Origin of the sequence: Enterobacter sp. CRENT-193, assembly GCF_002787395.1 — a bacterium.
In the GTDB taxonomy this organism is placed as follows: Bacteria; Pseudomonadota; Gammaproteobacteria; order Enterobacterales; family Enterobacteriaceae; genus Enterobacter; species Enterobacter hormaechei_C.
This window is the reverse complement of the sequence record NZ_CP024812.1, coordinates 3,115,628-3,128,027: the sequence shown is the minus strand read 5'-3', so window position 1 is coordinate 3,128,027 and position 12,400 is coordinate 3,115,628. Positions and strand designations below refer to the sequence as shown.

The window sequence follows — 12,400 nt, the reverse complement described above, 5'->3', positions numbered from 1 at the left end:
TCAGGCCCTCTCTGCAAATGCATTGATGGCGTAACCACGACCACCAGCGAGGTCGCCCAGCAGCGCCATAACGGCAGGATAGGAAGGGGTGAAGACTTCACCATCGGCAACCGCATAGGTCATGGTTACGGCGCCTTCGACACGTTCGGTTTTAACCGCGGCCTCACGAACGCTTGAAAGCAGATCGCCCTCAATCGCCTCGATAGCCAGCATGCATTGTGCGGAGGTAACCTGCCGCGGCACCTGGTCGGGTGAGAAATCATGACCATCCAGAATGATATTCGCCCGTGGCCAGGCCAGCGGCTGTCGAGGGTCTGCTTTTGAGCCAACCCAGTCCAGCCCCTCCAGGTAATCCATTGCCTTAATCAGCAAAGGTGTAATCTTGTCAGGCAGTTCAATGCCACGTAATTCCGCAAACGAGGCAAGTTCCTCTTCACTGGCGTAGCTGTTGGCATCAGGAGAGGTGATATCGGTATTGATCATCTAATCATCCTGTTTATGGGGCTTTCGCCCCATTCGTTATTCTCCGGCAGGCGCAGTGAAGGTGATCTCATCAGTGGTTTTCGCCACTCCTTCAATAGTGCCGGTTACCGTGAAGGTACCAGCAACGTCTGATGTGAGTTTCACCGTTGCACCACCAGCAGAGCCGGTTTGAGAACTGGCCGTGCTAAGCGTGCCGCCTGTAGACGTCCACACGACGGTTTTACCGGATACACCGGAGCCGTTCAGCGTGTACTTCAGAGAAACAGTTACCGCATCTGTGCTGTCAGCGGTTGCGGAGGTTTTATCCGCTGACAGCGTTACTCCCCCGCTGCGGATTCCAGTTTGATCAGCACGCCTGCCGTTGATTTGTTGCTGGTGAAGTGCTTCTTCCAGTTGCCCGCAGTGCCGATGGCGGTCAGGTCAGGGTTATCACCTTTGGCGGTATCCCAGCTGTAGCCCAGCAGATCAACGTTCACCACGCCTTCAGCGCGATAGCCAACCGCAAGGTTTTCCTGATCGTTGATATCGTAGGAACGGAAGCCCGGCGCCTGAGACTCGGTAACGGTCACTGCGCCGGCTACCAGCCCAAGGATCGCATCAGCATCCATGGTGTCGGTCACCAGCACAGGTTTACCCAACGTACCCGGCTGCCCGCCGTAAACCACCACGCCAGCTTCTTCGTAAATTTTGTTGGCAATCGCCTCATCCACAATGTCGAAGTAGGTCGCGGAGTGCATCACGAACAGAACCACTCGGTTAAACTTGTCGCCATATTTGCGCAGGCCACGCGTCAGGGTCTTTTTACCGTCGGTCTCAATGTCGGCGGTTACGACCATGTCGGCGTTAGCACCAATCGCCGCAGTCAGCGCTTTCAGGCCATATTTCACATAGCCTTCCAGCGTGGCATCTGCGACATCAACGCCGATCACTTCGGAGAACTCATCAACGGAGCGGCCACGGCGTTTAAAGGCCTCTTCCGTGGTTTCATACGGACCGTATTTCCACGGTGCTTTAACGGATACCGCTTCACCGGCACCGATTTTTTTACCTGTGACTTTATCGACAGAGTTCACATTGCGCGATTCAATGGAACCACCAACTTTGTAGAAGGCGCGTTTACGGAAGTCGCCTTCAATCAGTTCGTTATCCAGCAAAATCGCACCGTTGGAGGAAGCGTTGAACACTTCCAGATTGTCCTGACGACGCTCAAGAAACGCGGTCTGCGCCAGATCGTCATAAATAACCAGGTCGGTATTAACAGTCGTTGCCATGGTTTAAATCCCTTATTTCGGAAGTTTGAGGAAGGCCTGCTGGCCGTGTTTGCGGATATAGTCCGCTTTGTCGCTGGCGCTCATTTCGGAACGTTTCAGGCTTCCACCACCGTTTGGCTTGTGTCCGCCCGCGCCCGTGCCTTCTGCGCGAGGGAACAGATGCGGAGCCGTCTCCTTGAGTGACTCCGCCCACTCAAGCGGGCTTAGTGGGGTTTTGCCGTCTTTGCCAAACAGAACATCGCCATTTGCATCAACCGCTACGGCCTCGCCTTCGTCGTTGAGCTGGAATGTGCCTTTGGCACGCAGAATCAGATCGTCAGAAGCTTCAGGCAGCGCGCCCGCTTTAGAGGCTGCTGCACGGATTGCATCCCCGAGGACCCGATCCCGGAATTTGTTGGAGAACGCTTCAGCTTTGTCGGCGCGTTCATTTGCGGCTTTAATCTGCTTATCAACGTCAGCACGCAGACGCTCGGTGCGCTTATCGAGCACCTCATCAATTTTCCCGGCGGCAATCAGCTTTGCCTCTTCGTCGTCGGAAAAACGCTGGAGGATCCCACGTACAGCATCAGGATCGATACCATCGAAGCGTGACAGGGTTTCTTTTTGCTGCTTGATGGTGCCCAGCAGCTCAGAGTTTTTTGATTTCAGGCCTGTGACTTCGCTGGTCACACGCTCATCAATCAGCTTCTGGATTTCTGGCGTGATTTCGATACCACCGCCACCGCTGCCCTCTCCGCCGCTTTCTGGTGCGTAAAATTTCAAGAGCATGTTTCGAATTAACATAATTTCCCCTTGGGATTTTGCCGGGCCTCGCCCATAAAAAAGCCCCGGCGGATGCCAGGGCATGAAGAAAGTAATGGTTGTTAGTAGTCAGTACCTGAGAGCTGTTTCAGACGTTCCAGGCTGATCCATTCGCCTTTGTCAGTGAACATATCAGCTAGGTCGATTTCACCCGCGCGGAACAGACGGCCACGCTCGGCACCCAGAACCTGATCCTGCCGTTGAGCTGGCTGACGCGCGAGCCATTCAAGATACGTGGTATTAGCAGGTACCTGCCCATCCATGCTGGCGCGTGTACCATCATCCATTTCATCGATATCAATGCCGAGTTCGCGCCAGGATTTAAGGATTAGGGTTTCAGTTGAACGGCAGCAGAAATGAATTTTCCCGGGTCCCTGCAGGTAAGGCACCTTATGCCCGACCGGTTTGTTATCCAGGGTGTAGCGCAGCAGGTCACGAATAATGCAGTCATGGCTTGTTTTATTGTCCAGCGTAGACAGCCACTGTTTGCCTTTCACGATATCGCTGTTGGCACTGGTGAAGCTGTTGCGTGCTGTGGCAGCCAGATGATTCACGGCTGTTTTAGCGATGCTGGCAGCGTTTGCCCTGCTCATCTGCAGCGCGCCGTCGCGATAGTCTTTGTTGGCGTGACCACGAACATTGCGCGCGATAGTTTCTACCCTGTCGCCGGCAAGATAACCCCGACGTATGGCGTTCACGATACGCGCCAGCCTGTCCGATTCCAGATTCTCCGCCCACTCACTTAGTAGCCTCCCCTGAAAGGGTTGCGCCATCGCCGCGGCATAGACCATATCGGCGGTAATGGTCTGTAATGGATAGTGTTCAAGCACCTGAGAAGGAAGAAGAGAATCAAACAGACTGAGCTGGTAACTTACTTCGTTCTGTGCGAGAGACATTAACTCTCTTTCGAGGCCAGTTTGCATTGAAGCAACGGCCTGATGATTAAGTTCGCGTACGCTGCCGAGTAAGCTTTCGAGACGTGTAACCGTGAAGCTATCAGCCGGGAGCCTGTCCAGCGCATCCAGTAGACGTGCCGACAGGTCAGCATCCGTCTCGTTAAGCAACTTCACCATCCGGTTTGCCACGCCGGTAGCGTAGCGGCTTAACCAGACGGAATGTGCGATTGATTCATCGCGCAAGCTTTCGTTTACTGTTGCCATATCAGCCACCGGTCAATGTGGGGGCTTGGTTGCGAAGTGCATCAATCACTTCGTCCGGGCTGTCGGCCGGGTCGATAAGGTCAAGCTTCTGCAGTGCGCGAACCATATCGCTGTCGCGCAGCGCACCGGACTGCCAGGCGTTGACGATTGCCGTCACCATGCCCGACTCGGCAACCTTCGCTATGAATTCTTGGTTGATGGTGTAACTCGTCGTTTCGCCCTTAATGCCGAGGTATTTCGCACACCAGCCAAGCGCCAGCGTATAGGCCTCAGAAACGTTTGAAACGCAGATACCGAGCACGGATGTGGAAGATGTTTGCTCACCACTCGCCTGGGTTGCCGTCTTCGCCGTGGCGTTCTGCTCAATCAGCCGCGCGCCCAGCTGCACCATGTAGTCGCGCTTGCTGTCCATGGCCTCTTTAGCCAGCATGTTAGGCTGCGCCTGGGCGTAACCAAACGAGCCTTCTTTGGGAAGCAAAAGCGGTGATCGGGAACCAATTTTCACGCCCTTCTTCTCGAGGTGGTCGCGCCAGTTGGTATCGAGCCCGGTCATATAAGGCTGCACCTGGCCACAGAACCACACGCTGTCTTCATAGTCAGCACTGTTACGGTAATGACCGTGGTTTATTTCCACCAGCGCGGCCAGCGGAGAGTCATCGATCGTGGGATCGTTGTTCTGAGCGCCGACAAAGGTGAACGGGATTTCGTCCCAGTAGTCCTTTCCTTTCGGCTTCGGATGATATTCGCTGTCGACGCTGTAGGTTCCGCTTGCTGTGCTACCGGCCCGGCGCCATACCCGGCAGATGAACCTCCCTTCTTCCAGCGCCAGTTCGCGGTACTGGACTTCATCCTTGTAAGCGTAACCATCCGGCTCTTCTACGCATTCGCGCAGAACCACCAGCACCAACTGATCGCGTCCGTTAATACGCTTTGTTCTCCAGTTGATGATGTTCTCTGCCGGATAGCGGAGGATGATCGCCTCATCGGAGGCTTCAGCGTAATCGACGTAAATGCCCTCTCGCGCAACCTCCAGCACGTTCTCGGTCACCAGTTGCGACTGCTGATAGATGCTGGTACCGGCCCCGTCAGCATTGTCCAGCAGGTATTTCAGCTTCTCAGGACCGTTAAACGTGGGATCCTTGCGATATGCCATCCCAAGCATGCCGATCTTCGTATTGCCGGCAATGGCATAGAACACAGTGCGGCTCAGATAGTCCTCATTACGCTTTTTATTGCGTAATGATTTATCGGTTGGGTCGAGATACGGCAGATACTTATTACCTGCCGCTTTTACGGCCTCGGCCCCTTTGCAAAAGTCCCTGTATTTCCGCCAGGCAGCAGAAGCCGCCCGGTGTTCTGGTCGAACCCAGGTGATGTCGTCGTTTGCCATATCAGAAAGTGGTGTCCATGGTGATTGAGTATGCCGGTTTCACAATAGGGTAATCCTTCACGATGAAGTACCCACCAGCATCATTGGGGTGATCGTTATCCGCTGATTTATCCGGTTCGCCATTTGCCGCCCAGATTTGCTGCTCGAGGCTCTCGGTATAAACCGGGCAGTTCTGGACGTTGACCAGATAGCGGCGTTCGCCGTTGGCGTTACAGAACATGGCGTTCATCGAATTGATACGGTCCTTAACCGGCGGGTTGGCATCATCAACAATGACGCTGAATCCGGCATCGTTGAGCTGAGCAATATCGGTCTTGCTGGCATTCTGCGATTTGCGGGAGTCGCCAGAGGCATCCGGATAAATGTAAATCTCCCGGTTCTTCACATAACGGCCATCTTCATATCGCCAGAACTCTTCCTGGATACGCTTAATCATCGCAGGTGTGTCGTAGACCTTCACTAACTCACGAACAGCGCGCGGCAGGCCGTTACGCTTTACGTGAACAATCGCGGCCATTTTCCCAACGTTGAAGTCCATGCCGATAAACAGCGGATCCCCATCCTGAACCTCATCAGAACAGTTATTGAGCTTACGGTTGAACGTGTGGTAAATGGTCCCGCTGTTGAGGTTGGTGAATTTGCCGCGCAGATAGGCCTGAATCAGTTCGTCAGGGTATGAGCTCAGAAGCGATGGAATGTAGTCAGGCGGCAGGTTCTTCGCGTTGTCGAACGTGCTGGCCTGTATCAGCCCGTACAGAGCAGAAAGCTCAGGCTTTTCACGCACCGCCTTCACAAACTGCTGGTAGACGAATTTGAAGCCCTCCGGCGTAGTCGTTACATCGATACCGTTACGCAACCCGTCGATCTTGTAACGCATACGGGCGATGATTTTTCGCCAGGCCTGCTGCGCTTTAGCAGCCGCCATGACATCCAGCTCATCCACCATCGCGTTACCGATTTTGAAGCCGACTATCGAGCCGGGTTTTTCCATCGAACGGCAGATGGTTGTCCCGCGGTATCGTCTCCCCTCGTAGAAGTGAACCTCTTTGTTCCCCTCGTTGATTTTGACGTTCAAGCCCCAGTCAAAGGCCACCTCTTCAATCGTCGGGTAGAAGATGTCACGAATCTGCGGGTACGTCGGTGCGAAATAACCCTGGTTGATTTTAGGGTGCTCCCACATCCCCTTACAGATGCCGCCACAACCCACCCACGTCTTACCGGAACCGAACCCGGCAACATAGGCTTTGAATTTGTGCTGCATCGCGAGGAAGCGCGCCTGAGGAATGTTAAGTGTCGGGCTGATCCCCATCTTCCGCCCTCGCGTCCACTACATTGATATTGATCTGAACTGGGGTCGGTTCGTCATCATCACCATCACCGGCCAGCTCTTTGCGGAGTTTTTCCACCTCCAGCAGCCGGCGGTCGATTTCGATCTGCTGGAGACGCTGAGCGAACTCGCTATCCGCCAGGCCGAGCCGCTTCATTACCGCTTCAAACATTCGCTCACGGCTGATGGCTGTGATTTCGACACCATTCTTGCCAACCTTCACGCCTGAATAGGCAAGCCTGGAAATAGCCGGGAGCTTGCGAGTGTCTGGGAAATAAGGCTGGCCGATGCCGTCCCCATTACAGCGCGGGCATTCTGGGTTTGGTTCTCGGTTGTGGTCGTAGCCATAGCCGCCGGAATCTTCGGGTTCACGCCTGTCACGCTCAACAGCCTCGAGTCTTTTCTCTTCAAACTCAACTGCATCCCGCCACTGGTAGTGATGACCGAAGCCCCAGCAATAACGACACGCGCCTCGTCGGTATTGTGAGAGTTGGTTTGCATCGAAGGTGGCAAGTTGCCACATCTGCGCGAGGACTTCATCGGCACTGCCAAGCGTGCGCGCAATGGAGGCTTTCTGCTGTTGTGCAATAGCCTGGGCAACTGAAGTTTTCTGAAGGAGTTGATAACCGATTTGTTCAGCAGATTTTTTGCTGTAACCCGCCCTGATAGCGGCTTGTGTGGCGTTACCATCCTTTAGGTATTCTGCGACAAAACGTCTTTGCTGTGCCGTTAATCCATCATCATCCACCAGCTCTTCTGCGCTTTGTTCTTTTTGCGCAGTGCGCACTTTTTTCTGCGCAGATTTTTGCACAGATTGCGCAGAAGGTTTTTTGATATATCGACGTGCGGTAGCATAGTTCAGTCCCTGCGCTTCACACCATTCCTTTGGTGATACGCCGGTTGCGGCATGTTCGGACAGGAACCGTTGCTGAAGCTCGCCCCAGTCCGGTTTTGCCATATAAACTCCAATAAAAAACCGCCCTTAGGCGGTTAAATTTTGAGATTTAAAATTTTGGTGCTAAACCATACTTAGGCGTCTTTATGTTAGCAGCCCAGACTTTGATATCGTTCTGAAGCAACAAAGTGAAATCTGACTTGAGGTGGTTAACCATCTCATTGACCTTGCTTGCATCATTCACTGCAAAGTGTTCAATCCTGTCTGCTCCGACTGATACACAAGTATAAGTTGCAGGCACATCCTTCCCGTTAGCATTAAGCCGCACCTTCTCATCTCCACAGCCACCATCGGATATATAGGATACGAGCATATTAGCTGACTCCCTCCCCGGTTGAGAGATGCTTATCATGACAGGCAATCCCTCTGAGGTCTGGGTAATGTCGTAGAGTACAGCATCTTTTTGATACCAAGTATTGTATTCTCTTTCCTGAAACGCTGCGTAGGATGGCGAAGAAATCGTCGCCAGCAAGGCGATTGTAATAAAGTGAATTTTCATCGGTTGCTATTGTTTTGTTTAGGCAAAGTTATTATCCATATTGTGCCAACAGCAACAACGACGTAAGATTATTCCTACTATTTTTAGTGGTGCTAAATTCTCTTTTAGCAACCGTTAAGTATCCATATATCTCATATCAATAAAGCATTATAAATCCCGGTAATTTGAATTAAGTAAAAGCTAACTCCATGGTAACGAAAAAAATTTGCAATCACCTCTCAATACATTATCAGCATTCTACAGCATCAACCTTATTTTTGGTGAGCTTTTTCGAATGGCGAACTGGCTGCTATGTTTCGTCCATGATGTCTAATAACAAAGAGTCACTTATTAAACAAATAAGCGAGTATGCCAGGCTTAACGAGCAGGAAGAAATCCAGTTGCGCAAGATAATCAGCTGATTGATTCATCCGCTTAATCTTATAACGATTATCAAGCCCACCAGCAGGTGGGCGTTGTAATGGCTGCCACTACCCGGAGTGGCCACGCTCATGCCCTTGAGTTGCTGTCGCTTCATCGCCGCTTATAACCGGTGCGCGTCTGGCGTTCGCGCTGCTTTACCGGAGCATGTCCCCTTATTTACCCTCACAACGGTCTGCTATACCTGCTCGCCATTACGCGACTCGGGGCAGCATCATGGCTGCTGCATGGCCTTATGGCTGCGGTCAACCCGCTTACTGTTTCAAGGTCTTTAGCCCATCCACCAGTGAAAACAATCTGAGGAATTTCTTAATATCCCACGCTTACGCTTGTTGTTATCTGCCTGGCTGCCAGGCTATACATGACTCTGATGCGGAGAATGCCAACTCCGGGGAACATCAATAAAAAGAGCAACGAAACTGAGACTCCTGTAGCCCTCGCTGAGAGGGCTTTTTTTTCAAAAAAAAGCCAGCTCGGACAGAACTGGCTGGGTCTAGCAGTAAGTAGGTATTACTTCGCACTCATTTCGACGTGTACCCTATTCCTTTAGTCAAGCATTCAGACGCCGGGTGCCTCCCGGTGGACTTGCATCACTCCGCAAACCCGCAACACTACGTCCAGCAGTGACTGGTTGCCCCTCCGCTCAGGGGGATTCATCTGTATGGCAGAGATATCGAATCACTCGTGCCATTAAAATGTAGCTGACAGACAAAATAAAGTTGTGAGCATTGTTGAAATTCTTCGCTAATCATTCATCCCGTATACCCATCAGGCATTAGAAGAAAGCAGTTTTTTGTTCCTTTGCATTATTTATTTAATACACCTTTTTACTTTTGAGAAATGGATTACATTTACATTCTCCTTGTAATGATGACCCCTTTGGTCTCCCTTCCGAATTGCAGGATTTCATTTCGGAAGGGACTTTTTTCCTTTCCCGGCTTGCTAAATATTCATTATTTTCTAGACTCTTACATAGACTTTGCTATGTCAGGTGAAGTCGTCGTTTAGGACTACCCGTGTGCTCAAGGATGAGCCACCCTGATTTCTTCAAGCTTTTCCCTGCTAATTAATCATCTGCGCCCCAAGAATTGTCCATTTGTATAACAGAATTCTCAATATTTGCTACGGTTAAAGTCCAGAGGAGAGACTGTGTCCGAACCTCAGGGATGAGGCTCAATTTTTCCCGCAATTTGCTTTCCATGCTTTGTTATGCGCCAGGATGTCTTTCTTCGTCTGGCGGTCCAGAACGTCGATGTCTTGATCCGTCAGGAAGATTGGCTTCACCCAATCACAACCGGTATCAACCACCGCCGGGACGCTTCCATTCGTCACGCAGCTCGCGATCAACATCGTCGCCAGGCATATGATTAACAGTCTGCTGTACATTGCTGGCCTCTTTCGTTGTTTCTACCCTGCGTTCGGCTGCTGCGACCATTGCCGCTGCGTTATCTTCGGTTCGCTGCTGGTCGGCTTTGGCTTCTGCTTTGCTGGTGCCGCGAATATGGCCCAGGCCAAAAGCGCCGGCGATAGCGGAAATGACCAGTGCGGCCAGCCCGATTATTGTCTCGATACCCACACTCACCTCATACCAGAACTGATTTCGCCAGGTTAAACAGCTCGCGGCGCTTATCCAGCCCGTTGCGGCCGCCATTGATTAACAGTGTCACGCGCTCAACGTCGCCGGAATGAAGCAGGCAACCACGGGAGGCATAGAACCATGCGGCTGAGCGCGCGGCGTATTCATCCTGTTCAAGCAGCTCCGGGTGGGTAACAAGGTCCAGTTTCAACGCGTAGCCACAACTGCGATAGTTACTCAGGCCGGTAACCTGTTTCAGCCCGCGACCACGATATTTCCAGCCATCACCGGCAACTTGATTGCCAAGGTGTTCTTTTCCCCACTCACCACCGTATACCAGATTGGCGATCGCTTTCTGGTTTGCCGGTTGCGTTGCCGTTCTGCCAAGTGCGGCGGCCTGCTGTTGTGTGATGCGGTGGCTACCAAACGTCGGTACCAGGTTTTCAACCGCGTAATTCAGGCTCTCCACCAGCCGGGTAAATCTGGTGCTTTCATGCCCCATCTGGGCAATAAACATCGCCTGATCAAGCGGTGCGGTAATGCCGTATTCCTTCATAGCGGCGTCGATATGCGGAAACCAGCGTGCAGCTAACCCGGCGCTGATACCAGCCGCCTTCTGAAATTGTGCTTTGTCCATTAGTGCCTCAGATGATCAACCAGACGTGCAACGTTGCCTTTGACGGCCACCAGCACTGAAAGGAATATGATATTGGCCGCAATGGTGGCCCATGATGAATGCGGGTAAATCCCACACAGGTACGCCAGCGGTACAGCGCTGTAAGTGACGGTAATCAGCCAGGCTAAACGCGAAATCCATGGCCGATGCCGCGAATCACCACGGCGATAAAACATCAGAGTAATCACAACTCCGGCGCAGAGCAGCGCGTTGATAGTTGCTGTTGGGTCATTTAGTACCACCTGAACCTCCCCGGCGCGTTATTAGCGCCACCAGCGAGCCGATGTCCTGTTTATTCAGGAACGTAAGGATTTGAACGGCTAACGCAGAAGCTATTACGGCACCGATAGCATCCAAAGGCTTCTCGGTGTACCCCGTCCAGGAAGTGAGTTTTGAACCCAACAGCCCCGAACAAAGAATGCCGACGATATACGACACGAAGAAGTATGCCAGGCGACGTAACACACTCAGGTCAGCTGCTGTCGCTATGTAAAATACGGCGCCAGCAAATGCACCAAAAACAACACCGTAGTCAGTTCCGGTCAATAGACCGTAGACACTGGCTCCAGTCAAAGCTAAACCGGCCAGCCCCGTGCCGGAAAATGGATCGGACATCGGCCCCCCTCATATTGCTGTGAATCCTCTCAGTAAATTTGAGGGGAAATAAAAAAGGCCACCCTGAGGCAGCCTGTGTTCTTCGAATTATGTTCATAAAGGTGGGGATATTGGGCCTTCCAGAACGACCGCTTCACCGTTATGGCATAGATCGTAGCCACGAGTTAGATGCCAGACGCCTCTGATTATTTTTCCTGTAACCATATCTTCAGTTTTACCGTGCGAAAAGTAGGCGATCTGGACACAGTCATTGTGTCTAATCCAATAATATCCCTCTTTCATAATTCACCTCTTAAATTGTTTCATTTAGAAGTGTATATGACGATTCAGAACCTGGTGGTCGACAAAACGTTTTTTTGAGGATGTGGCGCCGGGTGCCTCCCGGTGACTTATCTCTGGTCGTCAAAGTCGCGCGCATACCTGCACATAGCAGTTAACCAGACGCCCCATCGCTTAGATGGGATTCACCACTTGCATAACCTACTCAGGATATATTCATGCGGTCAATAGTTTATCTCTCTCGGCAAAAAAAAGCCTGCTCGGACAGCAGGCATAGTTGCTAAGTTGGCAATAGCTGAGAGAGTGGTGCCGGGTTCCTTCCGGTGAGAATTACTCCAGCAAACATTCTCGCGTCTGAGAGGTTTCCTTTTCTGGTAATTGCTGGAACGCCCCTCCGCATAGGGGGATTCACCACCAAAATGCTTTCAGAACCCATACATTCCGCAGGATGCTTAAAAAGCATATGTGCAGTACAAAGAATCTGCCAAGTAATCAGATCAATATATTCATTTAAATGGTACAGGTAGAGGGCCTTCAATCACCTCAGCCTCTCCATTGTGGCAAATGTCGTCTCCCTGCGTCAGATGCCAGATACCAGTTATTGTCTGGCCCGTTTCAAGATCCTCAGTTACACCATTGGTGTAGTAAGCAACCTGCACTCTGCCGTTGTGCTGAATCCAGTAGAAACCTTCTGTCATTGCCATCTCCTCACTGTTATTAGTTCAGTTTATAGCAGCGGCGAGAAGCATGGCGTTAGAAATACTTCAAAATGGATTGAGTCAAACATCCCGCCTGATAACGAGGAGCGTTAAGCTACATTTTATCTGTTGGGCCCAATTATGCCCACTAAGGCATCTCCGAAGGCGTTTTTGAAACCAGTAAGAAGCTCTCCTGGTGCGATTTGTATAAACAATCCAAAAACAATAATGGCGACCAGATAGAGTACAA

General features: G+C 51.6%; 14 protein-coding genes. All 14 read right to left on the bottom strand.

The genetic code is table 11. The features are described from left to right. The 14 genes from CU081_RS15620 to CU081_RS15550 all read right to left on the bottom strand — a co-directional run bounded on the left by CU081_RS15620 (nt 1) and on the right by CU081_RS15550 (nt 12,150). Nucleotides 1-483 carry a DnaT-like ssDNA-binding protein gene (locus CU081_RS15620; RefSeq protein WP_022651276.1) on the bottom strand — a complete coding sequence of 161 codons (483 nt, stop codon included), beginning with the start codon at nt 481-483 and terminating at the stop codon, nt 1-3. A 36-nt stretch (nt 484-519) separates the two neighbouring features. Continuing rightward, nucleotides 520-798, bottom strand: coding sequence for an Ig-like domain-containing protein (locus tag CU081_RS26860; protein ID WP_225990549.1), 279 nt, complete (start codon nt 796-798; stop codon nt 520-522). A gap of 2 nt (nt 799-800) precedes the next feature. Further along, nucleotides 801-1,754 carry a major capsid protein gene (locus CU081_RS15615; protein WP_039268908.1) on the bottom strand — a complete coding sequence of 318 codons (954 nt, stop codon included), beginning with the start codon at nt 1,752-1,754 and terminating at the stop codon, nt 801-803. 12 nt (nt 1,755-1,766) lie between these two features. Then, the gene (locus CU081_RS15610; protein WP_022651278.1) at nt 1,767-2,537 is read right to left on the bottom strand and encodes a hypothetical protein; all 771 of its coding nucleotides are present in this window, start codon (nt 2,535-2,537) and stop codon (nt 1,767-1,769) included. Nucleotides 2,538-2,617: 80 nt separating this feature from the next. Continuing rightward, a complete protein-coding gene (locus tag CU081_RS15605) occupies nt 2,618-3,715 on the bottom strand; it encodes a phage minor head protein (RefSeq protein ID WP_022651279.1) in 1,098 nt (365 codons plus the stop codon). Nucleotide 3,716: 1 nt separating this feature from the next. Then, complete coding sequence (locus CU081_RS15600; RefSeq protein ID WP_022651280.1) at nt 3,717-5,105, bottom strand: DUF4055 domain-containing protein; 1,389 nt, start codon at nt 5,103-5,105, stop codon at nt 3,717-3,719. Between the two features lies 1 nt (nt 5,106). Then, on the bottom strand, nt 5,107-6,414 hold the full coding sequence (locus tag CU081_RS15595; RefSeq protein WP_022651281.1) for a terminase large subunit domain-containing protein: 1,308 nt from the start codon (nt 6,412-6,414) through the stop codon (nt 5,107-5,109). Beyond that, the gene (locus CU081_RS15590; protein ID WP_022651282.1) at nt 6,392-7,390 is read right to left on the bottom strand and encodes a terminase small subunit; all 999 of its coding nucleotides are present in this window, start codon (nt 7,388-7,390) and stop codon (nt 6,392-6,394) included. Before CU081_RS15590 ends, CU081_RS15595 begins: the two co-directional genes overlap by 23 nt. Nucleotides 7,391-7,436: 46 nt before the next feature. Then, complete coding sequence (locus tag CU081_RS15585) at nt 7,437-7,886, bottom strand: hypothetical protein (protein ID WP_032645635.1); 450 nt, start codon at nt 7,884-7,886, stop codon at nt 7,437-7,439. 1,720 nt (nt 7,887-9,606) lie between these two features. Continuing rightward, nucleotides 9,607-9,882 carry a hypothetical protein gene (locus tag CU081_RS15575; protein WP_032645710.1) on the bottom strand — a complete coding sequence of 92 codons (276 nt, stop codon included), beginning with the start codon at nt 9,880-9,882 and terminating at the stop codon, nt 9,607-9,609. A 7-nt stretch (nt 9,883-9,889) separates the two neighbouring features. Then, nucleotides 9,890-10,519 (bottom strand): glycoside hydrolase family 19 protein, encoded by a 630-nt coding sequence (locus tag CU081_RS15570; RefSeq protein WP_022651285.1) that lies wholly within the window; start codon nt 10,517-10,519, stop codon nt 9,890-9,892. Continuing rightward, nucleotides 10,519-10,800: a phage holin family protein gene (locus CU081_RS15565; protein WP_022651286.1), complete on the bottom strand. Its 282-nt coding sequence runs from the start codon at nt 10,798-10,800 to the stop codon at nt 10,519-10,521. The genes CU081_RS15570 and CU081_RS15565 overlap by 1 nt, the downstream gene beginning before the upstream one ends. Then, nucleotides 10,787-11,173 carry a phage holin family protein gene (locus CU081_RS15560; RefSeq protein ID WP_015570936.1) on the bottom strand — a complete coding sequence of 129 codons (387 nt, stop codon included), beginning with the start codon at nt 11,171-11,173 and terminating at the stop codon, nt 10,787-10,789. Before CU081_RS15560 ends, CU081_RS15565 begins: the two co-directional genes overlap by 14 nt. Nucleotides 11,174-11,958: 785 nt before the next feature. Beyond that, nucleotides 11,959-12,150, bottom strand: coding sequence for a hypothetical protein (locus CU081_RS15550; RefSeq protein WP_022651288.1), 192 nt, complete (start codon nt 12,148-12,150; stop codon nt 11,959-11,961). Between the last annotated feature and the right edge of the window lie 250 nt (nt 12,151-12,400).